Annotated in this window: 25 protein-coding genes and 1 riboswitch; of the genes, 16 read left to right on the top strand and 9 right to left on the bottom strand. The window is 64.2% G+C overall.

What is annotated here, in order from left to right; translation table 11 throughout:
- Positions 1–40 precede the first annotated feature (40 nt).
- Positions 41–253, bottom strand: a riboswitch (cobalamin riboswitch).
- A gap of 36 nt (positions 254–289) precedes the next feature.
- The 5 genes from cobO (at position 290) to HOY34_RS15265 (ending at position 4,774) form a co-directional block, all read left to right on the top strand.
- Positions 290–916, top strand: a complete 627-nt coding sequence (gene cobO, locus HOY34_RS15285) for a cob(I)yrinic acid a,c-diamide adenosyltransferase (RefSeq protein ID WP_172364361.1) — start codon at positions 290–292, stop codon at positions 914–916.
- Positions 917–942: 26 nt separating this feature from the next.
- Positions 943–2,373: a cobyric acid synthase gene (locus HOY34_RS15280; protein ID WP_172364505.1), complete on the top strand. Its 1,431-nt coding sequence runs from the start codon at positions 943–945 to the stop codon at positions 2,371–2,373.
- Between the two features lie 22 nt (positions 2,374–2,395).
- Positions 2,396–3,544, top strand: coding sequence for an HPP family protein (locus HOY34_RS15275; protein ID WP_172364359.1), 1,149 nt, complete (start codon positions 2,396–2,398; stop codon positions 3,542–3,544).
- A 12-nt stretch (positions 3,545–3,556) separates the two neighbouring features.
- Complete coding sequence (locus tag HOY34_RS15270) at positions 3,557–4,192, top strand: flavin reductase family protein (RefSeq protein WP_216654780.1); 636 nt, start codon at positions 3,557–3,559, stop codon at positions 4,190–4,192.
- A gap of 72 nt (positions 4,193–4,264) precedes the next feature.
- On the top strand, positions 4,265–4,774 hold the full coding sequence (locus tag HOY34_RS15265; RefSeq protein ID WP_172364357.1) for a flavin reductase family protein: 510 nt from the start codon (positions 4,265–4,267) through the stop codon (positions 4,772–4,774).
- A gap of 13 nt (positions 4,775–4,787) precedes the next feature.
- On the opposite strand, the gene HOY34_RS15260 is transcribed toward HOY34_RS15265, so the two are convergent.
- Both HOY34_RS15260 and HOY34_RS15255 read right to left on the bottom strand, forming a co-directional pair.
- Entirely contained in the window at positions 4,788–5,279 is a 492-nt protein-coding gene (locus HOY34_RS15260) for a hypothetical protein (protein ID WP_172364356.1), read from the bottom strand.
- A gap of 162 nt (positions 5,280–5,441) precedes the next feature.
- Complete coding sequence (locus HOY34_RS15255; protein ID WP_172364355.1) at positions 5,442–6,041, bottom strand: TetR/AcrR family transcriptional regulator; 600 nt, start codon at positions 6,039–6,041, stop codon at positions 5,442–5,444.
- A 187-nt stretch (positions 6,042–6,228) separates the two neighbouring features.
- On the opposite strand from HOY34_RS15255, the gene HOY34_RS15250 reads away from it, so the two are divergent.
- From HOY34_RS15250 to HOY34_RS15230, 5 genes are read left to right on the top strand one after another with little or no spacing between them, the layout of a single operon-like run.
- Positions 6,229–7,206: a 3-oxoacyl-[acyl-carrier-protein] synthase III C-terminal domain-containing protein gene (locus HOY34_RS15250; RefSeq protein ID WP_172364354.1), complete on the top strand. Its 978-nt coding sequence runs from the start codon at positions 6,229–6,231 to the stop codon at positions 7,204–7,206.
- Positions 7,206–8,180, top strand: a complete 975-nt coding sequence (locus HOY34_RS15245; RefSeq protein ID WP_172364353.1) for an NAD-dependent epimerase/dehydratase family protein — start codon at positions 7,206–7,208, stop codon at positions 8,178–8,180. The genes HOY34_RS15250 and HOY34_RS15245 overlap by 1 nt, the downstream gene beginning before the upstream one ends.
- A complete protein-coding gene (locus HOY34_RS15240; protein ID WP_172364352.1) occupies positions 8,152–9,000 on the top strand; it encodes an MBL fold metallo-hydrolase in 849 nt (282 codons plus the stop codon). Before HOY34_RS15245 ends, HOY34_RS15240 begins: the two co-directional genes overlap by 29 nt.
- Positions 8,997–10,292, top strand: coding sequence for a F390 synthetase-related protein (locus HOY34_RS15235; RefSeq protein WP_172364351.1), 1,296 nt, complete (start codon positions 8,997–8,999; stop codon positions 10,290–10,292). Before HOY34_RS15240 ends, HOY34_RS15235 begins: the two co-directional genes overlap by 4 nt.
- A gap of 39 nt (positions 10,293–10,331) precedes the next feature.
- Positions 10,332–11,270 (top strand): glutaminase, encoded by a 939-nt coding sequence (locus HOY34_RS15230; RefSeq protein ID WP_172364350.1) that lies wholly within the window; start codon positions 10,332–10,334, stop codon positions 11,268–11,270.
- On the opposite strand, the gene HOY34_RS15225 is transcribed toward HOY34_RS15230, so the two are convergent.
- The 7 genes from HOY34_RS15225 to HOY34_RS15195 form a co-directional block, all read right to left on the bottom strand.
- On the bottom strand, positions 11,259–12,242 hold the full coding sequence (locus HOY34_RS15225) for a fructose-bisphosphatase class I (protein WP_172364349.1): 984 nt from the start codon (positions 12,240–12,242) through the stop codon (positions 11,259–11,261). The two genes, HOY34_RS15230 and HOY34_RS15225, sit on opposite strands and share 12 nt — an antisense overlap.
- A gap of 106 nt (positions 12,243–12,348) precedes the next feature.
- On the bottom strand, positions 12,349–12,810 hold the full coding sequence (locus HOY34_RS15220) for an RpiB/LacA/LacB family sugar-phosphate isomerase (protein WP_172364347.1): 462 nt from the start codon (positions 12,808–12,810) through the stop codon (positions 12,349–12,351).
- A gap of 11 nt (positions 12,811–12,821) precedes the next feature.
- Positions 12,822–13,616, bottom strand: coding sequence for a triose-phosphate isomerase (locus tag HOY34_RS15215; protein WP_172364345.1), 795 nt, complete (start codon positions 13,614–13,616; stop codon positions 12,822–12,824).
- A 12-nt stretch (positions 13,617–13,628) separates the two neighbouring features.
- Positions 13,629–14,576 carry a sugar-binding transcriptional regulator gene (locus HOY34_RS15210; RefSeq protein ID WP_172364343.1) on the bottom strand — a complete coding sequence of 316 codons (948 nt, stop codon included), beginning with the start codon at positions 14,574–14,576 and terminating at the stop codon, positions 13,629–13,631.
- A gap of 11 nt (positions 14,577–14,587) precedes the next feature.
- Positions 14,588–15,520, bottom strand: coding sequence for a TIM barrel protein (locus tag HOY34_RS15205; protein ID WP_172364341.1), 933 nt, complete (start codon positions 15,518–15,520; stop codon positions 14,588–14,590).
- Positions 15,517–17,025: a glycerol-3-phosphate dehydrogenase gene (locus HOY34_RS15200; protein WP_172364339.1), complete on the bottom strand. Its 1,509-nt coding sequence runs from the start codon at positions 17,023–17,025 to the stop codon at positions 15,517–15,519. Before HOY34_RS15200 ends, HOY34_RS15205 begins: the two co-directional genes overlap by 4 nt.
- A gap of 1 nt (position 17,026) precedes the next feature.
- Positions 17,027–18,595: an FGGY-family carbohydrate kinase gene (locus tag HOY34_RS15195; RefSeq protein WP_172364337.1), complete on the bottom strand. Its 1,569-nt coding sequence runs from the start codon at positions 18,593–18,595 to the stop codon at positions 17,027–17,029.
- Between the two features lie 679 nt (positions 18,596–19,274).
- Between HOY34_RS15195 and HOY34_RS15190 the strand changes: the two genes are divergently transcribed.
- From HOY34_RS15190 to HOY34_RS15165, 6 genes are all read left to right on the top strand, one after another.
- Entirely contained in the window at positions 19,275–19,433 is a 159-nt protein-coding gene (locus tag HOY34_RS15190; RefSeq protein WP_172364335.1) for a hypothetical protein, read from the top strand.
- Between the two features lie 2 nt (positions 19,434–19,435).
- Positions 19,436–20,092 (top strand): DUF2291 family protein, encoded by a 657-nt coding sequence (locus HOY34_RS15185; RefSeq protein ID WP_172364333.1) that lies wholly within the window; start codon positions 19,436–19,438, stop codon positions 20,090–20,092.
- Positions 20,092–21,630, top strand: a complete 1,539-nt coding sequence (locus HOY34_RS15180) for a sugar ABC transporter ATP-binding protein (RefSeq protein WP_172364331.1) — start codon at positions 20,092–20,094, stop codon at positions 21,628–21,630. The genes HOY34_RS15185 and HOY34_RS15180 overlap by 1 nt, the downstream gene beginning before the upstream one ends.
- Positions 21,631–21,656: 26 nt before the next feature.
- Positions 21,657–22,694, top strand: a complete 1,038-nt coding sequence (locus tag HOY34_RS15175) for an ABC transporter permease (protein WP_172364329.1) — start codon at positions 21,657–21,659, stop codon at positions 22,692–22,694.
- A gap of 79 nt (positions 22,695–22,773) precedes the next feature.
- Entirely contained in the window at positions 22,774–23,721 is a 948-nt protein-coding gene (locus HOY34_RS15170; protein WP_172364327.1) for a D-ribose ABC transporter substrate-binding protein, read from the top strand.
- A gap of 145 nt (positions 23,722–23,866) precedes the next feature.
- Positions 23,867–24,769 carry a DeoR/GlpR family DNA-binding transcription regulator gene (locus HOY34_RS15165; RefSeq protein ID WP_172364325.1) on the top strand — a complete coding sequence of 301 codons (903 nt, stop codon included), beginning with the start codon at positions 23,867–23,869 and terminating at the stop codon, positions 24,767–24,769.
- Positions 24,770–24,849 lie beyond the last annotated feature (80 nt).

Below are 24,849 nucleotides of genomic sequence, written 5' to 3'. Positions count from 1 at the left end.
CGGCTGTCCCCGGCCGCCGGTTGCGAAAGATGCGCCTTTGGGGGCGGCATCGGCGCTGGCAGGTCTCCCGGCTTGCGGATTCAGGAAGGGGCTGGCCTCTTCCAGTGCTCGCCCTGCCTTCCCGGCAGATGCCAGTGGCGGTTGGGCGACCTTTCCGGTCACGGTCGCGGGGGCGGCTGCGCTAATGCCTTTCGGCCTGTCGCATTCCCTCTTCGCCTGCTGTATTGCAGGAACCAGCGATGGCGACAGCCAAGCCACCAGACCCGTCCAATGTCAAGCGAGGCCAGGAATGAGTGATGCGCCAAATGACCCCGGTGAGGCCACCCGCCACGCCGAGAAAAAGGCGAAGATCAAGGCCGCCCGCGATAAGATGATGGCGGAAAAGACCGGCGAAAAGGGGCTGATCATCATCCATACCGGGCCGGGAAAGGGCAAAAGCTCTTCCGCCTTCGGGATGATCCTGCGCTGCATTGCGCATCAGATGCCCTGCGGCGTGGTGCAGTTCATCAAGGGCGCGATGTCGACCGGGGAACGCGATCTGATCCTTGGCCATTTCGCGGATCTTTGCCAGTTCCACACCATGGGCGAGGGCTTCACCTGGGAGACCCAGGACCTGGAGCGCGATAAGGCGGCTGCCGCCCGCGCCTGGAAAAAGGCGAAAGAGCTGATCCGGGACGAAAGAAACCGGATGGTTCTGCTCGATGAGATCAATATCGCCCTGCGCTATGACTATCTCGACCTCGGTGAGGTGGTGGAATTTCTGCGTGATGAAAAGCCGCCCATGACCCATGTCGTGCTGACCGGGCGCAATGCAAAGCCCGAGCTGATCGAACTGGCCGATCTGGTGACAGAAATGACGGTCGTCAAACACCCGTTCCGCGCCGGGATCAAAGCCCAGGCGGGGGTGGAGTTTTGAGCGCCCGGACAGGTGGCCGGGCGCTGATGATCCAGGGCACCGGCTCGAATGTCGGCAAGTCGATGCTGGTTGCGGGCCTGTGCCGGGTGGCCAGGCGGCGGGGCTTAAGCGTCTTGCCGTTCAAGCCGCAAAACATGTCGAACAATGCCGCCGTGACAGTGGATGGCGGTGAAATCGGCCGCGCCCAGGCCCTGCAGGCGCTGGCCTGCGGGGTGGAACCCCATAGCGACATGAACCCGGTTTTGCTGAAGCCCGAGACCGACACCGGGGCGCAGGTGGTGGTGCAGGGCAAGCGCCTGACCTCGGTCCGGGCCAAAGACTACGCGGCACTGAAGCCGAAGATTGCCGCCGCCGTGCAGGAAAGCTTTCAGCGCCTGAAGGCCCGCGCCGATCTGGTGATCGTCGAGGGGGCTGGCAGCCCGGCCGAGGTCAATCTGCGCAAAAACGACATTGCCAATATGGGCTTTGCGCTGGCTGCAGATGTGCCGGTGGTGCTGGCGGGCGATATTGATCGCGGCGGGGTGATTGCGCAGATCGTCGGCACGCAGGCCGTGCTGGATGCCACCGACAACGCGCAGATCGCGGGCTTTCTGGTCAACCGCTTTCGCGGTGATCCCAGCCTGTTCGACGATGGCTATCATCTGATCGCCACCCGCACCGGCTGGCCTGGTTTCGGCGTGCTGCCCTGGTTCCCGGATGCGCGGCTTTTGCCCGCCGAGGATGCGCTGGATCTGGCCCCTTCCGGCAAGGGGCAGGTGAAAGTCGCCTGCCTGGCCCTAAGCCGCATCGCCAATTTCGACGATCTCGACCCGCTGAAGCTGGAGCCGGATCTGACGGTGCAGATGATCCTGCCCGGCCAGCCGATCCCGGGTGATACCGATCTGGTGGTGATCCCCGGCTCAAAATCGACGCGGGGCGATCTGGCTTTCCTGCGGGCTCAGGGCTGGGATATCGACATTCTCGCCCACCACAGGCGCGGCGGGCGCATCCTGGGGCTTTGCGGCGGCTATCAGATGCTGGGCCACTCGGTCGCTGATCCCGACGGGATCGAGGGGCCGCCGGGCACCACCCCGGGCCTGGGGCTTTTGGACATTGAAACGGTGATGGGCGGCGACAAGCGTCTGGCCCGCGTCACCGCCCGCCATGCGCCAACCGGGCTGAGCGTCGAGGGATATGAGATCCACATAGGTCGCTCAGACGGGCCGGACCGCGCCCGCCCCTTCGCCTTTATCGGCGATCAGCCCGAGGGGGCGCGGTCCCCCGATGGCCGGGTCGAGGGCAGCTATCTGCACGGGCTTTTCACCAGCGATGCCTTTCGCGCGGCCTGGCTGCGCGATTTCGGGGTGCAGGCGGCGGGGGTAAATTACAGCGCAGAGGTCGGGCGGGTGCTTGACCGGCTGGCCGATCATATGGAGGCCCATCTCGATTGTGATGGGCTGCTGGCACTGGCCCGCTAAGGCGGCGCATAAGGGGGCTTTCATGACGCGAATCCGCCGCATCCTGCGCCACGCCGGGCCCGCCATGGGCTTTGTCGGCTGGCCCGAGGCCCTGCGGGCAACCGCAGGCATGCTGATCGGCATGCTGGCGCTGCTTTTGCTGTTCAGCCTGCATCCCGCCGATACGGCCTGGGGGCTGTTTATCGTCGCGCCCTTCGGGGCCAGCGCGGTGCTGTTGTTTGCGCTGCCAAACAGCCCACTGGCGCAGCCATGGTCGGCGGTGGTCGGAAATAGCATCTCGGCGCTGGTTGGGGTCGCGCTGATTATGACCGGGGCGCCCCCCTGGCTGCAGGTGATGCTGGCCGCGCCGCTGGCGGTGCTGGCGATGCTTTTGTGCCGGGCGCTGCACCCGCCGGGCGGTGCCGTGGCGCTGGCCACGGTGCTGGCCCCCGAGGTGGCGGCCCAGCTGGGCCTGCTTTATCCGCTGGTCCCGGTCGCGCTTGGCACGCTGGCGCTGGTGCCCGTCGCGGCGCTGGTCGCGCATTTTAGCGGGCGGCGCTATCCATTCCGCCAGCCCCCGGCACCCGCCGCCGCTGGCCCAACCGATCCGCCCCCGCTGGAGCGGCTGGCAGTATCGCGCGAAGAGCTGGCCCATCTTTTGCAAGACTTCAACCAAAGCGCCAATATCGGCGTCGAGGATCTGGCGCGGCTGATCGCGGCAGCAGAGCTGCTGGCCGCCCGCCATCAGAGCCGCACCACCACCTGCGCCGATATCATGTCGCGTGACCTGGTCACCGTGCAGCCCGAGACCCCGCTGTCCGAGGTCGCCGCGCTGTTCCGGCGGCACGGCTTTACGGCGCTGCCGGTGGTGGACGCAGCTGGCAGCTATCGCGGCGTGATCTTTCAGATCCACCTGATCCGGCGCGGCGATGAAGAGGCGCAGCACAACGGCACCCGCTTTGTCGCCACGCTGTCGCGGATGCTGGGCGCAGGCGGGGCCAGAGTGATCCGCGCCCATGAGGTGATGGACCCGCATGTGCCGCATCTGACGCCCGAGACAGAGATCCACCACCTGATGCCGATCCTGGCCGGGGGCGTCAATGACGCGGTGCCGATCCTTGCCGCGGGGCGGCTGGTGGGTATCGTCACCCAAACCGACCTGATTGCAGCGCTTGCGCAGCTGCGCGATTAAAGGGGAAGAGGCTTGCATTTCGACTTTGCCCAAACCGCCGACGGCATCGCCTATAAGCTGCTGGTCGCCACCGTCATGCCGCGCCCCATCGCCTGGGTGGTGACGAAATCCGTCACGGGCCTGGTGAACACCGCGCCCTTCAGCTTTTTCAACGTGATGGGCGATGCGCCGCCCACCGTCGCCCTGGGCGTCAGCAGGGCCCGTCATGGCGGGCTGAAACATACCGCACAGAACATCCGTGACAGCGGCGAATTTGTGGTGAACCTGGTGCCCTTCGCGCTGGCCGATGCGATGAACCTGACCGCGATCGACGCGCCCGAGGGCGTCAGCGAGGCCGATCTGGCCGGGCTTGCCCTAAGCCCCTCGGTCAAAATCGCGCCGCCGCGCCTTAGCGCCAGCCCCGTCGCGCTGGAATGCCGTCTGCAGCAAGAGGTGCAGACCGGGCCCGCGCAGCACCAGATCATCGGAGAGGTTCTGGCCCTGCATATCGACGCCCGCTTCGTGCTGGATGCCGGGCGCGGCCATGTCGACACACCCGGCCTGGACCTGATCGGCCGCTCTTATGGCGCAGACTATGTGCGCACGCGCGAAGTGTTCCGGCTGGACCGGCCCAGCTGGCGCGACTACACCAGCAAAAAGCAGGATTGATCCGCAGCCTGGCACAGGGGCCTCTGGCCCTGGCCGCGCGGATACATACTGCATCTGACAGGAGGCGAGACCATGGACCCCGATCTGCGCAGCTGCTTTGTCGAAGGCATGAGCCGCGCCGCCACTTTCGTCGCCGTGGCCACCACCGACGGTGAGGCAGGGCGCTTTGGCGTGACGATCTCTTCGCTGACCTCGGTCTCGGCGGATGGCGAGCATCCTTCGCTGCTGGCCTGCATCCATCACCGCAGCTCTACCGCCAGCGCGATCCTGCGCAACCGCGCCTTTTGCGCCAATCTGCTGCATGAAGGGCAGCTGGATGTCGCCAATATCTTCGCCGGGCGCAGCGGCATGGCCGATCATGACGAGCGGTTCAGCAAGGTCGACTGGCAGCCCGGATCGCTGGGCCAGCCGGTGATCGCGGGCGCAACGGCGGTGTTTGAATGCCGCCTGGCAACGGCGCTTTACTGGGAAACGCATCACATCTTTGTCGGCCATGTGACCCGCGTCACCCTGTCTGACAACCCCGCGACGCTGCTTTACGGCCAGCGGGCCTATCGCCGTGCGGTCGAATTCGGCGGCTGAGCCCCCCCTCGCATCAGCATTCAGGATAGCCCAGCCGGATCAGCTCGGCCCCACTAAGGTGGATCTGGCGGTCGATACGGTGGCGGGCGGTATCCAGAAACCAGCGTTTCAGCGGCTCGCGGTAATTGCGGGCCATGATCTGCGACCAGCGCTCAAACTCGCTGGCGGGCAGCGGCCTCCCATGCGAGCTGGGGCCGTGAAAGCCGAAACTGGCGCGGCGGTCGATGCAGATGTTATCCAGCCCCAGATACATGGTGCAGGCGGAATTGCAGGTGCCGCGCAGCTCTACCCGCCCGCCGCTGGCGCGCAGGCGCTGCACCTCGCGGTCACGCACCGCCAAAACCCCACCCGGATCAGAGCGCACCACCAGCGCAGGCCGCGCCGCGCCGCCCGGGCGCATCTGCGCCTCGGCCTGCCTGGCAAAATGCGGCGGCACCGCCCCCACGCTCCAGGCAATACACAGCAATGCAGCAACCGCACGAATGCGGGCCCTCAAAGCCCTCATGACGAACCCCTTTCCACCAAAAGCGGCGGGGTCATCGGGTTCCCCAACCCTTACCCGTCGCAAAGGACAGATAAGCAGAGCCATGCTTAAGGCCGGGTTTCCGCGGCCCGGCTGTCAGGTATTCGAGATATTAAAATGCGGCGCGGTCACACCGGCCAGCGCTCAGGCTTTCGGCTTCAGCCGGATCAGCATCGCATCCAGCACCGAGGCGGCAATCTCGCCCGCGCTCTGGCTGGTCAGAATGTCCAGCCTGCGGTCGCTTTCCAGCGCCACCGCGCCATGGATCGCCACATAAAGCTGCTCTGTCAGGCGCTGCGCGCGCTCAGGCTCCAGCCCCGGGGCATGGGCCATCAGCAGATGCGTCAGCTGGCCAAACAGCCGCCGGATCGCCTCGGCATACCATTCGGGAAAGGTCTCACGATGACGCGTGCCGCCAAAAAGTGCATTCCACAGCGCCGGATTGCGCCGCATAAAGCTGATATAGGCCTGGCACAGCAGATGCAGCCGCGCCGAGGGCGGCTCATTCGCGGGCAGGCCTGCGATCAGCTTTTCCAGCTCGACAAAGGTCTCACGATTGACCTCCATCAATATGTCCGACATCGAGCCGAACACGTTGTAAATTGAGGCCGCCGTATAGCCCACCTCACGCGCGATCGCGCGGGCCGACAGGCCAGAGACGCCCTCACGGTCCAGAATATCACGGGCGGCATCAAGGATTGCCTGGCGCAGCTCGGCGCGGGGAACTCTCTGGGGGCGGCTCATGGCTGGTCTGTCCTGTAAAGGGCGCGGCTTATCGTGGCGTTGAACGCCGTTCAATTAAGTCTTGACGGATTTGCGATCTTAGGTCAAGAGTTACTGAACAACGTTCAATAAGGTATGTCCCATGCCCCCCCTTTCAAAGCCCGATTCCCGGTCTGGTCACGCTGCGGCGTCACATCAGACAGCTGCGATGCGCATCCTGGGCAGCGGGGCCTACCTGCCGCGCGAGGTGCTGACCTCTGCCGAAATCGACCGCCGTCTTGGCTGGCCACAGGGACAGACAGAGGCACGTTACGGGCTGCGCAGCCGCCATATCGCCAGCGAGGACGAGACCTCTTCGATGATGGCCGCCATGGCCGCACGCGACGCCCTGGCTGCGGCGGGCGTCAAACCTGCCGAACTGGATCTGATCATCGGGGCCTGCGGGGTGATGGAACAGGCGATCCCCTCGACCGCGACGCTGGTTCAGGCGCGGCTGGGGCTGGGGAAATCAGGGATCCCGTCTTATGACGTGAACGCGACCTGCCTCAGCTTTGTCCAGGCGCTGGATCTGGCGGCGATGCAGATCGCGGCGGGGCGGGCGCGGCGGGTGCTGGTCTTTTCGGCCGATATTTCCTCTGTCGGGCTGAACTGGGACGAGCCCGACACGGCCGCGATCTTTGGCGATGGCGCGGCGGCGGTGGTGCTGGGGGCAGATCACGGCGAGGGCGTGCTGGCCCACCGTTTTGAGACCTATTCCGAGGGCCATGACGCCTGCGTCCTGGCGGGCGGCGGCACCCGATATGGCGGGCTGCGCGATGCGGCGCTGCTGAACCGCACCAATACATTCCGCATGGATGGGCAGACCGCCTTTCGCATCTCGGCCCGTTATCTGCCGCGTTTCCTGAAAGGGCTGCTGGGCGATGCTGGCGTCAAATTCGACGATTTGGCCTGTATAGTGCCACATCAGGCCTCTGGCCCGGCGCTGGATCACGGGCTGGCGCGGCTGGGCGTGCCGGTGGAAAAGGTGGTGCGCATCTTTGACAGGGTGGGCAATCAGATCGCCACCTCAATCCCCTCGGCCCTGCATCACGCGATCACCTCTGGCCGCCTGAAGCGCGGCGATCTGACGATGCTGGTTGGCACCTCGGCGGGGTTGTCGCTGGGCGGTCTCGTGGTGCGATTCTGATGTCGGTCCTGATCACAGGGGCCACCGGATGCCTGGGCGCTGAAATCACCCGGCAGCTTTGCGCGGCGGGAAAGACGGTCACCGCCCAGGGGCGCAACCGTCGCGAAGGGGCAGCGCTGACAGAAATCGGCGCGAATTTCCTGGCGCTGGATCTGCGTGATCCCCGGCCGTTTACGCCATTTTTGGCAGGAACAGAGACTGTTTTTCACTGTGCCGCGCTGTCGTCAGCCTGGGGGCGGCGTGAGGATTTTGAGGCGCTGAACGTCACCGCTACCCGCCGCCTGCTAAAAGCCGCAGCCGAGGCCGGGGTGAAGCGCTTCATCTTCGCCTCATCGCCCAGCATCTATGCCGACGGCACGGATCGGCTGAACCTGCGCGAGGATGCGCCCCTGCCCGCCCGCTTTGCCACCCATTACGCCCGCACCAAGGCCCAGGCCGAGGCGCTGGCCCTGGCCGCCGACCGCCCCGGCGCGATGCGGGTGGTGGCGCTGCGCCCCCGCGCGATCTATGGGCGGGGCGACCGCTCGCTGATGCCACGCCTGCGGGCCGCGATGGAACGCGGAACACTGCCGCTGATCGCGGGCGGCGAGGCGCTGATCGACGTCACCCATGTCTCTGACGCAGCCCGTGCCATGGTGCTGGCGGCGCGATATGCCGATCAGGCCGGGGGCCGCGCCTTCAACATCACCTCGGGCGAGGCCTGGCGTTTCAGCGATCTGGCCAGTCGCGCAGCGGCGATTTTCGGCCTGACCCCGCGCCGCAAACATCTGCCCTATGGCCTCGCCATGGCGATTGCGACCATACTTGAGACAGGCCATCGCGTCTTTCGCCCCTCGGTCGAGCCGATCCTGACCCGTCAGGCGGTGGCCTCGCTGGGGCGCAGCCTGACGCTTGACATCGCAGCCGCCCGAGAGGTGCTGCATTACCATCCCCAGGTGACGCTGGATGAGGGAATTCGTGACTACTCCACCTGAAATCATCCCTTTTCGCGTCGGCCATTGCAGCGCACCTGCCCGCCTGTCGCGCCGCGACGCGGGCTGGGGCCCGATCCGCTTTCCCGCCGGGGTGGTGCTGATCCGCCACCCGACGCTGGGCGACATCCTGTTTGACAGCGGCTATGGCCGGGCGTTTTTCGATGCGACCGCCCCCTTCCCGGAACGCATCTATCGCTGGCTGACCCCGGTAACCCTGCCCGAAGATCAGCACCTGACCAGGCAGCTGGCGCGACTGAACGCCCGGCCCGCCACCGTGATCCTGTCGCATCTGCATGCCGATCACATCGCAGGCCTTTTCGATCTGCCCCAGCCGCCCGGGCGCGTTCTGACATCGCGCAGCGCCTGGACGCATATGCAGGCCGGATCGCGCATCGCCACGCTCAGGGCAGGTTGCCCCGAGGGCCTGCGTCGTCAGCTTTCGCGCCTTTCACCCGATTTTATCGAGGATCTGCCCCGCGTCCCTGCCCCGCCTGGGCTGGATGCAATAGGCATCTTTCACGCGCTTGACCCGCAGGCCAGCCTGCTGGCGGTCGCGCTGCCGGGTCACGGCCACGGTCAGTTTGGCCTTTTTCTGCCCGAAACCACCCCAAAAACCACCCGGGGCCCGGCCTTCCTGATCGCCGATGCCGCCTGGAGCCTTGCGGCGCTGCGCGACAACGCGCCACCGCCTGACAGCACGCTGCGGCGGCTGGGCGATGCGCAGGCCTATCTGCAAACCTTTACCGCGCTGTCAGCGCTGATGCGGGCGCGGCCCGATATCAGCTTTTACCCCTCTCACTGCCCCGAGGCCTTTCCATGATCGCCCAGCCCGGTTCCTCGCCGCTTCGCGCCTTTCTGGCGGCCCGTTACGGCCGGGGCTTTGCCACCCGCAACGAGATCATCGCCTGGCAGGCGGCGGGCCTTCGCAAGCTGCGGCAGAAAATCATGCCGCGTTCGCCGTTTTACGCAGCCTTTGCCACCGCGCCGATGGCGGATTGGCCCGTCATGAACAAGGCGCTGCTGATGCAGCATTTCACCGGTATCAACACCCGCGGCATCCATCTGGACACCGCAATGGAGGTCGCGCTGCGATCCGAGGAAAGCCGTGATTTCGCGCCGATGATCGGGGATGTGGCGGTGGGGCTGTCGACCGGCACCTCGGGCCAGCGCGGGCTTTTCCTGACCAATAAGCGCGAGCGTGCCCTTTGGGCGGCGGTGATGTGCGGGCGGTTCTGGCCCTCGCCGCTGCTGTCGCAGCAACGGATTGCGTTTTTCCTGCGGGCGAACAATGCGCTTTATGAAAGCCTGTCGAATCCGCTGATGCAGTTTCACTTTTACGATCTGTTGAACCCGTTTGAAGGCAATCTTGCCGCGTTGGATGCGCAAAAGCCGACGGTTCTGATCGCGCCTGCGCAGATCCTGGGCCAGATCGCAAAGGCGCAGGAGGCGGGCCAGCTGCGCATCGCGCCGCGCCGGATCATCTCGGTCGCAGAGGTGCTGTCACCCGAGGATTCCGCCATAATAGAGACTGTTTTCGGCCAGCGCCCCGAGCAGGTCTATCAATGCACCGAGGGGGTTCTGGCCTATACCTGCCGCCACGGATCTCTGCATCTGAACGAGCGTTACATCCATTTCGACCGCGATGAGATTGAAGGCGGCAACGGGGCCTTTTGCCCGGTCATCACCGATTTCACCCGCCAGACCCTGCCGATCCTGCGCTATCGCCTGGACGATGTGCTGATCCCGGATCCCACGCCCTGCCCCTGCGGCTGTGCCAGCCAACGGCTCTTGCGGATCGAGGGGCGGGCCGACGATATGCTGTGGTGGCCAGGCGCTGACGGCCGCCCGCGCCTTGTGCCCGCAGATGCGATCCGCCAGGCGGTGGCGACGCTGCCGGTGCCGGTGCGCGACTATAGGGTGATCGAAGAGGCCGGGCAGCTGACCGTCTGGCTGGATACAACCATCCCCGAAATTGCCGGCCCCGCGATGCAGCAGGCCCTGCATAAGGTTGCCGCGGGGCTGGGCTGTCAGCCGCCCGCAATCACCGTCAAACGCGGCCTGCCGCCGGATGAGGGGGCGAAGCGGCGCCGCGTGCTGGTCAAACGCGGATGAGCCTTGCCAGGGGCCTCAGATCCCGGGCAGGCTGCCAGGATGGATGACCGGATCAACACCCTGCAAGAAACGCTTGAGGAAATCACGCTGACGCTGCGTGCGCGCAAGGATCGCGGCAAGCCCGCCGATTACATCCCGCCGCTGGCCCATGTCAGCCCGGATCACTTCGGCATTGCGGTGGCGCTGACCGATAACCGGACCTTCATGGCCGGAGAGGCGGATCTGCCCTTCTCGATCCAGTCGATTTCCAAGGTTTTCACCCTGACGCTGGCTCTGGGCATGCATGGTGACGCGCTTTGGCGGCGCGTCGGGCGCGAGCCTTCGGGGGATGCCTTCAACTCTATCGTGCTGCTGGAGCAGGAAAAGGGCATCCCGCGCAATCCCTTCATAAATCCCGGGGCCCTGGTCGTGGCCGATGCGCTGCTGGCCCGCGCCCGTGCGCCGCGCGAAACCATTGGCGAGATCCTGCGCTTTCTGCGCTTCATCGCCGATGATGACACCATCAGCGCCGATCCGGCGGTCGCCCGCGCCGAAAAGGCGACCGGGTTTCGCAATGCGGCGCTGGCGAATTACCTGCATTCCTGGGGCAATCTGCGCAATGACCCCGACCATGTGCTGGGCGTCTATTTCCACCATTGCGCCGTCACCATGAGCTGCCTGCAGCTGGCCCGCGCCGGGCTGTATCTGGCGAATGGCGGGCGAAATCCGGCCACCGGACGATCAGTCGTCTCGCCCGAGCGGGCGCGGCGGATCAATGCGCTGATGATGACCTGCGGCCATTATGACGGCTCGGGCGATTTCGCCTACCGCGTTGGTCTGCCGGGGAAAAGTGGCGTCGGCGGCGGTATTCTGGCGGTGGTGCCGGGGGTTGCGTCAATCGCGGTCTGGTCGCCGGGGCTGAACGCCAACGGCAATTCGCATCTGGGCGCAGAGGCGCTTGAGATGCTGTCGCACCGGATGGGCTGGTCAGTCTTCTGACGATCTGGTCAGGTAATCGCGGATCAGATCGACCTCTTCACTGGCCCCGAAAACCAGCGGGGTATGTTCATGATGCGCCTGGGGCAGACGGGTCAGGATCGTGTTGACGCCATCGGTGGCCTTGCCGCCCGCCTGTTCAATCAGGAAGGCAATCGGGAAGGCCTCATAAAGCGTGCGCAGACGGCCATTCTCGTAGCCTTTGCGGCTGTCGGCGGGGTAAAGAAACGCGCCGCCCTCGATCAGGATGCGGTGCAGCTCGCCCGCCGCCGCCGCCAGCCAGCGCATGTTGAAATCGCGCCCGCGCGGGCCGTCGCGGCCCAGCTCCACATCGCAGACCCAGTCCTGCAACCCCTTGGCCCAATGCCGCTGGTTTGAGGCATTATAGGCAATGGTCGAGGCCTTTGGCTTCAGCATCACATGCGCATGGGTCTGGCGGAAAGCCTTTCCCTCGGGGTCATAGCCGAAAAGGTTCACCCCCTGGCCCAGCGAAAAGCCGTAATCCAGCGAATGCCCGATCGAGGCATAGCCCGCCGCCACGGTCTCTGCCCCCGGGCGCAGGAAATCCGCGCCACGCGCCGGGAACACCGCGAAGAACATCCCCAAAGGCGCGCCGATCCCGATAGAGTTCGAGCCATCAATCGGATCCATCGCCACATCCCAAAGCCCATCGGCGTTCAGGGTGACGATATCCTCGGCTTCCTCGGACAGGACCAGCCGCACCCCGGCCGCCTTCAGATAAGGCAGCACATAGTGATGCGCCGCGTCATCCATCGCCTTTTGCTTGTCGCCGCTTTCGTTGATGCCGATCACCGCCGCCGGGTCAGAGTAAAGCCGCCCCGCCGCCAGCCGGGCCGCAATCCCCGGCAGCGCCTGCGCAAAAGCCTGCACCACGGAAACCGGGCCGGATTTCCCGGTCAGATAATCATCCAGCAGCATCCCCTCGGGGGCTTTGTCGGCAGGCAGGCGCAGCATGGTGATCTCCCGCAGGGTTAAGGCGGGGCGCGCAGGAGGAGGAGGGTCGCGCGCCCCGACAGGCCCGGCCGGGGATAGTCCCCGGGGGCCCGTTGTTCAATGGGCCTCAGACCTTGCTGTATTTCGCGGCAACCGCACCGATTGCATCGACATTGCCGGCCGATTTGCCAGCGGCGTCGAAATTCATCGTCTCGGCCAGCCAGGCGTCGGCGATGGCCTTGGCCAGTTCCGGCCCGATCACCCGGGCGCCCATGGTAATGATCTGCGCGTCGTTCGACAGCGCAGCGCGGGTGGCGGAATAGGTGTCATGGGTTTGCGCGGCGCGGATGCCAGGCACCTTGTTTGCCGCGATAGCCACACCGATCCCGGTGCCGCAAACCAGGATCGCCCGGTCATAGGTGCCGTCGATCACGCCCGAGGCCACACGGTCCGAGAGGTTCGCATAGAACGCATCCGGGCCCGCATCGGTGCGCGAGACCTCAGACACCTCATATTTGTCTTTCAGGTGGTCGGCCAGGATTTTGGCCAGACCTTCACCGGCGCTGTCGCCTGCGATTGCAAGTTTCATGGTGTTTCCCTTCACAGTTTGGCGCTGACCTGCGCCATGATCCCCAGATAGCCCTCGACCTCCCAGGCCGAGCGACCGACGAACAGACCGTCAATATGCGGGCATTGGATCAGCTCTTCGCAATTGCCGGGATTGACGGAACCGCCGTAAAGACAGGCCACGCGGCGACCCAGCACTTCTTCGGCGACCTGAATGATTTCAGCCTGACGGGCATCGGCGTAATCGGCTTTCGCGGGGATGCCGTTCACGCCAATGGCCCAGACCGGCTCATATGCCAGCAGGATCTCGGCCTGTTTTTGCGCCGGGCTGAGGCGGGCAAGCGCGGCACGGGTCTGCGCGGCCAGAACCTCGGTCGCGCGGCCGGAATTACGATCTTCCAGCGTCTCGCCGATGCAGATCAGCGGCACCAGACCGTGACGAATGGCGGATTCGGTTTTCAGACCGACGCCCTCATCGGTTTCGCCAAACATCTCGCGGCGCTCGGAATGGCCCAGCTCAACCATATCGAGACCGGCATCTTTCAGCATCATGGGCGAAATCTCACCCGTGAAAGCGCCCTCGCTCTCCCAATGCATGTTCTGCGCGCCGACTTTGACCGAAGTGTCCTTCAGCATCTCTTTGATTTCGCGCACATAAAGATAGGGCGGGATGATAAAGCGCTGGATGCGCGGATCGCGGTCTTTGTCAGAGGCGATCAGCCCCTCGGCAAAGCGCTTTGCGGCGGCCCAGTCTTTGTGCATCTTCCAGTTGGTGCCGACCCAGGTTTTCCCCGTCCAGGCCTCTGCGGTCCAGGTTTTCTGTTCCATTCTCTTCCCTCTTCAGTCCAAAAGCGCCCGCGCCGTCGGCTCGTCGGTAATCAGCCCTGAAAGCCGCCCGCTGGCCAATACCGCCCGTATCGCCGCCTGTTTATCCGCCCCGCCTGCGACCGCAACAATCCGCCCCGCAGCCGCGCCAAAGCCGACCGAAAGCGTCCGCGCCGTCAATGGGGTTTCCACCTCGCGCCCCTGGGCGTCAAAGAAATGGCCAAGCATCTCGCCCGCGCCACCTGCTTTGGTGATATCCTCAATCTCATGTGGCTCTATCATGCCAGAAGCCACCAGCCCCGCGCTTTCATCGACCGAGCCGATGCCGACCAGCTTCAGCCCCGCCCCCGCTGACATATCGAAAATCTCACGCACGCCGGGCTGGGCCAGCACCACCTCGCGGTCATTGGCCGAGCGGGCGAAGAATGGCACCGGCAGCACGAAGGCCGTGGCCCCGGTTTTTTCCGACAGGCTGTGCATCACGTCATGGGGGTTCGCGGCGTAATTGCGGGTCAGCCCGCCCAGAAGCGAGACAAATTTCACACCGCTGGCATTGATGCGCGGCAAAAGCCGCACCACCGCGCGCAGCGTGCGCCCATGGCCAAGGCCCAGAACCGGGGTCTCGCCGCGCTCTATCTCACGGCGCAGGAAACCCGCGCCTGCGGTGCCAAGCGCGCGCAGCGGCAGCCCCTCTTCGCCCAGATCCGGCGCGACCTCGCAATAGTCCAGCCCGAAACGGCGCGAGAGCTGATCCTCCAGCGCGACGCATTCGATAATATCGCCGTCGATCGAGATCTTAACCGCGCCCTCGGTCACCGCCTTTGCGATCAGGCGATGCGTCTTGACCGAAGGCAGGCCCAGCCGTTTCGCCACCGCGCCCTGGGTCATCCCGCCCGCGTAATGCAGCCAGGCCGCGCGGATGGCGAGGCTGGTTTCGGGGTCAATATCGCGGCTGGAGGACATGGCTTTCCCGCTCAGATATGCAGATCCTGCACGCCCGTATCGATATGGGGCGCCCAGAAGGCCACGCTTTCCGCGATCTGCGCGATGACCTGGCGGTCATTCGGCTCGCGCTCTTTGAAGGACAGCTCCAGGCAGATTTCATTGTCGACCGCGCCACCCTCGGCAAAGGCCGCCAGCAGCGGCTGCGGCTGGATGCGCCCCTTAGCGTTGAAATCGGCGGTAAAGGGTTTGTGGCCCGATTTGTCCATCATCGACTGTTTGATATGGATGATGGGCGAGAGTTTGGGCACCGCCCGCGCCCAGGCATAGGGGTCGGTGTCATCGGGGTTGGGGCTGGTGACATCGCCGTGGTCGATGTCGGCCATCATCCACATCGGCACCGCCATATTGGCCGCCGTCAGCCGATCCTGCAGTGCCAGCGCCTCCTGGATCGTCTCGCCAAATTCGCGGCCCACGCTCATCGGTTCCCAATAGACATATTTCAGCCCGGCGGATTTGGCGTGTTCGGCAACCTCGGCCCAATGGTCGATGGCGATCTGAGTAAGTTCCTCACGCCGCGCCTGATCGTCGAAATCCTTATAGGTGAAGATCGCAAACTGGGTGCCCACCGAAACCCCGCCCAGATCGGCGGTGATATCGGCGAAGGTCTTGAACCAGTCGGTGTAATAGCGGCGCACATCGGCGTCGGGATGGCCGAAATGGTTCAGCCGCCCGTAAGGCCCGGTCATGCCGGATGTCACCCGCACGCCAGTCCGTGCCTGTGCGGCCTGCATCTCGCGCGTCAGACGGCGGATGACGGGCGCAGGCCAGGAGGGGTTGATGAACTCATGCGTCAGCTGCAGATCGCGGATGCGCAGATCCCGCGCCACCGTCTCAATCAGATCGGCGGGTTCGGCGAAACGGTTCACCAGCGGGTTGGTGTTCAGCGAAAGCGTCAGTGTCATGCGGCAGCCCCGGCTTTCCAGCCCTCAAACCAGGTCGAGAAGGCCTGGATCTCGGCCTCGGTCAGATGCAGCTTATGTTTGGTGCGACGCCAGAGGATATCCTCGGCGCTCATCGCCCATTCTTTGCTGACGAGGTATTTCACCTCGGCCTCATAAAGATCCCCGCCAAAGTGACGGCCAAGCCCCTCAACCGAGGCAGCCGTGCCGATCAGATCCTGCATCCGGCTGCCATAGCGCCGCGCGTAATACTGGATCAGGCCACGCGGCATCCAGGGGAAGGTGTCGCGGCTGGCATTGATAAAGCTTTCATAATCCGCGTTCGGCATCTCGCCGCCCGGCAGTTTCGCCGTTGCCGTCCAGTCCGGCCCCATCTGCGGGAAGATGTGCTTCAGCTTATGCAGCCCACGCTCTGCCAGCTCACGGAAGGTGGTGATCTTGCCGCCGAAGACGTTCAGCATCGGGGCGCCGCCGGTCTCATCCAGGTCGAACACATAGTCGCGGGTCACGGCTGAGGGGTTGCCCTTGCCATCGTCGAACAGCGGCCGCACGCCGGAATAGGCATGCAGCACGTCCTCGCGGCGCAGCTTTTCCTTGAAATAGCGGTTCACGACCTGGATCAGATAGTCGATCTCTGTCTCGGCAATCTCGACATCCTCAGCGCGGCCTTCCCAGGGTATATCGGTGGTGCCGATCAGCGCCAGATCGCCCTCATAGGGGTTCACGAAGATCACCCGCTTGTCGTGGTTCTGGACAAGATAGGCATTCTGCCCCGCCCACCATTTCGGCACGATGATATGGCTGCCCTTGACCAGCCGCACCCCGCGCGAGGAATGGGTTTTCGCCACATTCTCAATAACATCGGTGACCCATGGCCCGGCGCAATTCACCAGCACTTTGGCGCGGAAGATCTGCTCGGCCCCGGTCACGCTGTTCTTCACCGTAACCGTCCAGCCGCCATTTTCCCGCACCGCCGAGGTCACGGGCGAGCGGGTCAGGATTGTCGCGCCCTTTTCCGCCGCGCCAAGCGCGTTCAGCACCACCAGCCGCGCGTCATCCACCCAGCAATCGGAATATTCAAAGCCCTTTTTATACTGATCCAGGATCGCCGCCCCCTCAGGGTCGCGGTGCAGGTTCAGCGTGCGGGTGCCGGGCAGTTTTTTGCGCCCGCCCAGATGGTCGTAAAGGAACAGGCCCAGCCGGACCAGCCAGGCGGGGCGGTCCTGCGGGCTGTGCGGCAGCACGAAACGCATCGGCCAGATGATATGCGGCGCAGCGTTCAGCAGAACCTCGCGCTCGATCAGCGCCTCACGCACCAGGCGGAATTCATAATATTCCAGATAGCGCAGCCCGCCATGCACCAGCTTGCCCGAGCGCGAGGATGTCCCCTGCGCCAGGTCATCCTTCTCGGCCATCACCACCGAGAGGCCACGGCCCGCCGCATCCCGCGCGACGCCCGCGCCGTTGATGCCGCCTCCGATTACAAAGAGGTCAATCATATCGGTCATGTCATTCTCCTGACGGGCGGCGGGCACGTGACAGCTGATCCCAGACCGGAACCAGCACCTGGCGTGCCGATTGATAAGCGGGGAAGATGCGCGAATAGGCGGCGACCAGGGCCTGGTCGGGGGCCTCGGGCTGGCCCAGAAGCGGGATCACCCATTCATTCACGCAATCATCCATGGATTTATAGGCGCCGATGGCGACGGCGGCCATCATCGCTGCCCCGGCAGCCCCGGCCTCATCACGCTGTGAGACACGCACGGGCGCATCGACCGAGGCCGCAAAGATCTGACGCAGAGCCGCCGAACGCGCCGCGCCGCCGGTCAGCCGCAGCTCACCGGGCAGCTTGCCCATCGCGGTGTAACAATCACGCATCGCATGGCCCAGCCCCTCGGTCACTGCGCGCAGCAGATCGGCAAAACCGTGATACTGCGAAAAGCCGGTAAAGCCCGCCCGGGCCAGGGCATTGACGAAGGGCCCGCGCTCGCCTGCCTCGGATATATAGGGGTGGTAAACGATCTGGCCGGGCTGGCTTTCGCCAAGCCAGGCATCAATGCGGACAACCAGCTCTTTATGGCTGACCTCATGACCAAAGGCCCGCAGCGCATCGCCCGCCAGACCCAGCGCCCAGTCGACATTCAGCGTCGCCGCCATATTGGTCTGCACCTGGGTCACCACGCCCGGCACCGGCAGGCAGATCACATAGCCGGTGCCCTCATCGTTCAGATGCACATCCTGCCAGCGCACCGCCCGCATATGCACGCCGGTAGATCCCACGGTCGAGCAGGCCACATCCTGGCCACCACCACCGTAAACACCCGCCCCCAGCGCCGTCATCACCATATCGACATAGCCAAGGCTGACAGGCGTGCCCGCCCGCAACCCGGTGGCCGCAGCGGCCTCGGGGCAAAGGGGATGGGTGGTCTCGGTGCCCTCAATGATCGGGGGCAGCAGATGGCGCTGACGTTCAAGCCCCAGCGCCGCGATCACCGTGTCATCATATTGGCGGTTGCGGTAATTGCCGAAGGTAAAGCTGGCCTCGGACGGGTCGGTCGCCCGCACGCCCGTCAGGTTCAGATAAAGCCAGTCCTTGCAATGCAGCGCCACCTCGGCGGATTGCAGCATCTCGGGGCAAAAATTCTGCATATGGGCGATCTGGCTGCCCATCTGGCAGGTGTTCAGCCCGGTGCCTGTCGCCTCAAACCTGGCGCGATTGGCGGCACAGGCGGCCAGGCGATCAACCGTCGGCGCGGCGCGGGCATCCAGCCAGAGCCAGGCATCACCCACCGCCCGATTGCCCTTGCCCGCAAGCCAGGTGCCATCGCCCTGCCCTGTCACCGCCAGCGCCGCCGTGCGCGAGGAAAGCCCCTCGACCAGTTCACCCAGCTGGCGCAAAGCGCGGGCGCAATCCTCCCAGGTCTGCCCCAGCGGCTGCGTCGCCGAGCCATCGGCCGCCGTCTCATAACGGTTTGGCACCGCTGCGCTGGCGATCTGCCGCCCCGCCAGATCAAAGGCCACCGCCTTGATCACCGATGTCCCGGCATCAATACCGATCAGAATATCAGATCCGGCCATAACTCGTCCCTCTTGCCGGTCCGCCCGCGCGATAAAGCGCAGCCTCCCCCGTTCCGGCCCTGTCATGATGACTATGCAATACCTGGCCCGACACGCATGTCCACAGCCAGCGCAAAATATATCCCACAATAATATCATAGTGAATGAATTATTTTTCTGACAGCGCAAATTATTTCAGATAAACTTCACAAACGCGGCCCGCCCCTGATCGGGCAAGCCGGGCCGATAGCTGAACGACGGCCCGCAGCCAGCCGGGCCACAAGCCGCCCTGACCGCGGCAACTGCTTCCGCAATGTCGGACGCTGATGCGGACGCATATGATCACATCAAATCAAATGATTGTGGGAAAAGCGTGACGCAAGAGCAGCAGGAATCGGCTGCCCCTGCAGCAGCAATCCGCACCACCTGACCGCGCGGCAAGCCCCCGGAAATCACTGCGCCCGGCACCAGAATCACCTGATTCTATCCGCATGAAACCTGCGCCACGCCAGCACCTTGCCAGAAGTTACCGACCCGCCCATGCGCCGATTTCATATCTTACTTGACGAATTATATATCACTATAATATCACAAATCCGCAGACGCAGGCGACAATCCCCTGGCCCCCATGCCAATACATTGAGGCCAGCACGTTGAGGAGCGTGACACCCGGGACCGTCGCAAGGTGAGGAGTAGACGCATGTCATGGGCCAATTCAGGGGCCGATCACGCCTCTGCCGCTGGCAGGGCTGAACGCGACTTCACCGCCCGCCCCGGCATGCGGCGCCACAACGGGGCGCCCCCGGCTTTCGCCAGGGTTTCCGCTGCCACCTCTGCCCATAAATTTCCGGGAATCTGATCATGAGCCAAAGCCCTGACACCGCCGCTGCACCGCGCACAGCCTCGCATCGTGGACGCTGGATCCTTGCCGGGGCCGCCGTTGTCGTGCTGGCCGCAATCGCGCTGGATACAAAGGTCGTGCACGTCGGCTCTGAGGCGGATACCCGTCAGCAGGCCTTCTCGCCCGACAGCTATGGCACGGCCGAGTTTCCGCGCATCAAAGAGGTCGTGACCGCAAAGGCCGTGGATGCTGTCACCCTGGCCCAGGCCGTCCAGGCCGATAAGGCGGCGGCGTCAAAAGAGTATGGCACCCCCGCCACCACGGGCGTTGTGATGATGGTGAAGTTCACCGGCGTCGCGGCTGAGGGGAAATCGGGCGTCTATGACATCCAGGTTCCCGGCATGCCCGAAGATATCCGGCTTCGCCTGCAGACCGGCCCGGCGATCAATGGCACCGATCTGCGCGACGCGCCCGGCGACATCGAATTCGGGGCGTTCAAAAACCAGATCGAGTATCAGGATGCCGGATCAGCCATCAACCGCGCCATGAAGGCGGCGGTGCTGGACGGGATCGACACCGCCAATCTGACCGGCAAAACGCTTGAGGTCACCGGCGCCTTCACCCTGATCAACGCAAAAATGTGGCGCGTGACCCCGGTCAGCGTGACGGTGCAGTGATGAGCGCCACCGCCACAAAACCCGACACGGCAGAGGTCGTGCTGGCCGCCCGCAATGTGGCCAAATCCTACGGCGCGGTTCATGCGCTGAAGGGCGTGAATTTCGACATCCATCGCGGTCAGGTCACCACGCTTTTCGGCGAGAATGGCGCAGGCAAATCGACGCTGATGAAGATCCTGTCGGGCGTAATCCAGCCAACCTCGGGCGAGATCATCCTGGATGGCAAGCCGGTGGCCTTCCAGAACTCGACCCATGCGCGTGATCTGGGCGTCTCGATCATCCACCAGGAGCTGAGCCTGGCGCCAAACCTTTCGGTGCGCGACAATATCTTCATGGGCCGTGAGATCATGGGCCCGACCGGGGTGAATTTCGCCGAGGAAGAGGCCCAGGTCCGCAAGCTGATGGCCGATCTGGAAGAGGACATCGACCCGCTGACCCCGGTCGAGGATCTGCGCCTTGGCCAGCAACAGATCGTCGAGATCGCGCGGGCGCTGTCGGTCGACAGCCGCATCCTGATCATGGACGAGCCGACTTCGGCCCTTTCCGCGACCGAGGTCGAGGTTTTGTTCAAGGTGATCAATGACCTGACCTCGAAAGGCGTGTCGATCGTCTATATCTCGCACCATCTGGAAGAGGCGCTGCAGATCACCGACCACGCCGTGGTGCTGCGCGATGGCACCATGACGGCCTGGGCCCCGCGCGCGGAAATCGACCTGAACTGGATCGTGCGCAATATGGTGGGCGAGAATTACAACCTCGGCAGCCCGCCCGATGGTTACGCCTTCGGCCAGACCGCGCTTTCGGTGCAAAACATGGTTCTGCCCGATCCGGGTGGCAATCCCTATAACGTGGTCGACAACCTCTCGCTGGATGTGAAGGCGGGCGAGATCGTTTGCATCTATGGCCTGATGGGCGCGGGCCGCTCTGAGCTGATGGAGGCGCTGGCGGGCCGCTATCGCCAGCAATCGGGCCGGATCGAGCTGCTGGGCCAGGAGATCTCGGATCTCTCAATCGCCGGGCGGATCGCCAGTGGCCTTGCGCTGGTGCCAGAGGATCGGCAGCGCGATGGTCTGGTGCAGACGATGTCGGTGGGGCAAAACCTGTCGCTGGCCTCGATTGGCGCTTTCACGCGCGGGCTTTTCACCTCACGCCGGGCCGAAAAGGCGCTGGTGGCGGATTCGATCAAACGGGTCACGGTGAAAACCTCTGGCCCGGATGCGGCGATTGGCTCGCTTTCAGGCGGCAATCAGCAAAAGGTGGTGATCGGCAAGATGATGGCCACCAATCCAAAGGTGATCTTGCTGGATGAACCCTCGCGCGGCATCGACATCGGCGCCAAGGCCGAGGTGTTCCGCCTGCTGGCCGATGGCGCGAAACAGGGGCTGGCGGTGGTCTATACCACCTCTGAGGTCAGCGAGTGCCTGTCGATCGCGCATCGTATCATCGTCATGCACAAGGGCCGCATCACGGCCGAATTCGGCGCAGACGCCACCAAGGAAATGATCATGGCCGCCTCTGGCGAACAGCACGCGGCCTGAGTGAGAAGTTCGGGGAAAACAGAACAATGTCTCAGACATCCAAATCCGCAGCCCCGCAGGGCCAGGGTTTCAGCCTGCTGAAACTGCTGCTGGAAGGCCGCGCCTTCTTTGCGCTGATCGTGATCATCGCGGTCTTCTCCTACCTGTCGCCGAATTATTTCACGACCTCGAATTTCCTGATCATGGCCAGCCAGGTGGCGATCTTTGGCCTTTTGGCCATCGGCATGCTGCTGGTGATCCTGAATGGCGGCATTGACCTGTCGGTCGGCTCTATCCTGGCGCTTTGCGGGGTGATCGCGGGCGCGATGATGCAGGGGATCGAGATCAAAGCCATGGGCGTGATCCTTTATCCTCCGGTCTGGGCGGTGGTGGTGATCACCGTAACCATCGGTGCCCTGGTTGGCGCGGTGAATGGCGTGTTGGTCGCATATCTGAAGGTTCCGGCCTTTGTCGCCACGCTGGGCGTGATGTATGTGGCCCGCGGCGTTGCGCTTTTGCTGACCAATGGCCTGACCTATAACCGCCTCGCGGGCTCGGCCGAGCTGGGCAATACCGGCTTCAAATGGCTGGGATCCGAGCGGATCGCGGGCATCCCGATCTCGGTGCTGATCCTGGCGGTCTGCGCGGTGATCGCATGGCTGGTGCTTAGCCGTTCGGCCTTTGGGCGCTGGCTTTATGCCTCGGGCGGCAATGAGCGCGCGGCAGAGCTTTCGGGCGTTCCGGTGAAATTCGTCAAAGTCACCGTCTACACGCTTTCGGGGGCGCTTTCGGCGGTTGCAGGGCTGGTTCTGTCGTCGCAGCTGACCTCGGCAGGCCCCACCGCTGGCACCACCTATGAGCTGACCGCGATTGCCGCCGTGGTGATCGGTGGCGCGGCGCTGACCGGCGGGCGCGGCACGGTTCTGGGCACCATGCTGGGCGCCTTCGTGATCGGCTTCCTGTCCGCAGGCCTCGTGATCGTCGGTGTCTCGTCTTACTGGCAGACCGTTTTCACCGGCGCGGTGATCGTGCTGGCGGTGCTGATGAATTCGATCCAGACCGGCAAAGGCGGCAAGAAAGCCTGAGCCTGACGACCTTCGCCCGGGCAGCATTACTGGCCGGGCAAGACTGCAAGACCGCATGCAACCCCTGGGAGGAATACACATGCTTAAACTGACCCGCCGCGCGCTGATGGGTGCAGCTGCCGCTTTGCCGATGATGGCCTATGCCGCATCCGCCGAGGGCCTGATCTCAATCATCGTGACCGATCCGGCGAACCCCTATTGGTTCACCGAAGGCGAGATCGCCCGCAAAACCGCCGAAGAGCTGGGCTATACCGCCAATGTCTCTTCGCACAAGAATGACACCAATACCGAAAGCACGCTGATCGACACCGCGATCACCAATAAATCGGTGGCGATCATCCTCGACCCGGCCAATGCCGATGGCTCCATCGGTGCGGTGCAAAAGGCGGTTGACGCTGGCATCCCGGTTTTCCTCGTCAATGCCGAGATCAACCAGGAAGGCCTGGCCAAATCGCAGCTGGTCTCGAACAACGCACAGGGCGCAGCTCTGGGTGCGCAGGCCTGGGTTGAGGCCGTGGGCGATGCCGGCAATTTCGTCGAACTGTTCGGCAACCCCGCAGACAACAATGCCGCGACCCGCTCGAACGGTTATGAGACCGTGATCAGCCAATATCCGGATCTGGTGAAATCGGGTCAGGAAGTTGCCAACTGGGATCGCACTCAGGGCTATCAGAAGACCCAGTCGCTCTTGCAGGCCAACCCCGATGTCATCGGCCTGATCGCTGGCAATGACGAGATGGCGCTTGGCGCGATTGCGGCCCTGAAAGAGGCTGGCAAGCTGGAGCAGGTCAAGGTCGGCGGTTTCGACGGCTCGCCCGACGCAGTCGAGGCGATCAAAAACGGCGAGCTGCAATATACCGTGCTGCAGCCGGTGGCGATCTTCTCGCGCGAGGCTGTGATCCAGGCCGACAAGTTCATCAAAACCGGCGAGACCGGCGCGGCAACCGAAAAGCAGCTGTTCGACTGCCTGCTGATCACCGCAGAGAATGTCGACAAATACACCGCGCCTTTCGTTCTGTCGGAATAAGCGCTGCGGGCAGGCCGGGCATCCCCGGCCTGCCTTTCGCCTTTCGCCTGGTGCCGGAACAGCTGGCCCTAGGCCCCCTCCGTTGCAACCGCCGGTCGCCTGAGATAGGGGCGAAATGCGCAGTCCGGCTGCCGGGAGGCCTTTGATGTCCAACACCAAATTTACAGACGCTACCTTGCCGGATGCCGGGCCGAAAAATGCGCCGGAAAATGGGCCAGAGGCAGAGCCGGGATATGATCCGATCCCCTCGGACAGCCGCCATGCACGTCAGATCGCGCGGCGTCAGCTGATCGCGGAAACGGTGATGTCAGAGGGCTCGATGCGGATCGAGGATCTGACCTCGCGCTTCGGGATCAGCCTGATGACCGCCCACCGCGATCTGGATGAGCTGGCCAGCCGTGGCCTCTTGCGCAAGATGCGCGGCGTGGTTTCAGCAGCGCCGACCAGCCTGATCGAGGCCTCGGATACTTTTCGCACCGCCCGCCAGGGGGCCGAGAAACGCGCCATCGCCGCCATGGCCTGCGCCGAGATCGAGCCAGGCCAGGCCGCCTTTTTCGATGACAGCACCACCGTATTCGAGATGGTTCCCCATCTGAATGCCCGCGTACCGCTAACCGCGATCACCAATTCGCTGACGCTGATGCATGCCCTGCGCGCCACGCCCGATATCACGCTTCTGGGCCTGGGCGGGCAGCTGCACAACTGGTGCAGCGCCTTTCTGGGGCCGGTCACCTCTGCGGGCATTCGCGGGCTGCGGGCCGATCTGGCCTTTCTGTCGACCGCCGCAATCACCGATGGCCAGGCCTTTCACCAAAGCCAGGACATGGTCGGGATCAAGCGTGCGATGCTGGAATGCGCGGATCGGCGGATCCTTCTGGCCGACCACTCAAAGTTCAGCCGAAGGGCGCTGCATGCCATGGCCAGCCTGCGCGAGTTTGATCTGGTGATCGTCGATTCCGGGCTGGATCCGGCCCTTGCCGAGCGCATGCTGAATGAAGGGGTGCGGCTGAAGCTGGCCCCGGTGGCGGGCGACGATACGGCAACGTAACATCTATTGATGTGAAGTTCTCATCATGCCATGTTAACACCTGAGGATCCCGTCACAGCCTGGCGGGTCAGAGGGGGTAA

This window comes from Pseudogemmobacter hezensis (genome assembly GCF_013155295.1).
GTDB lineage: Bacteria > Pseudomonadota > Alphaproteobacteria > Rhodobacterales > Rhodobacteraceae > Pseudogemmobacter > Pseudogemmobacter hezensis.
Note: the sequence above shows the minus strand (reverse complement) of the source record. Positions and strands in the feature narration are given on the sequence as shown.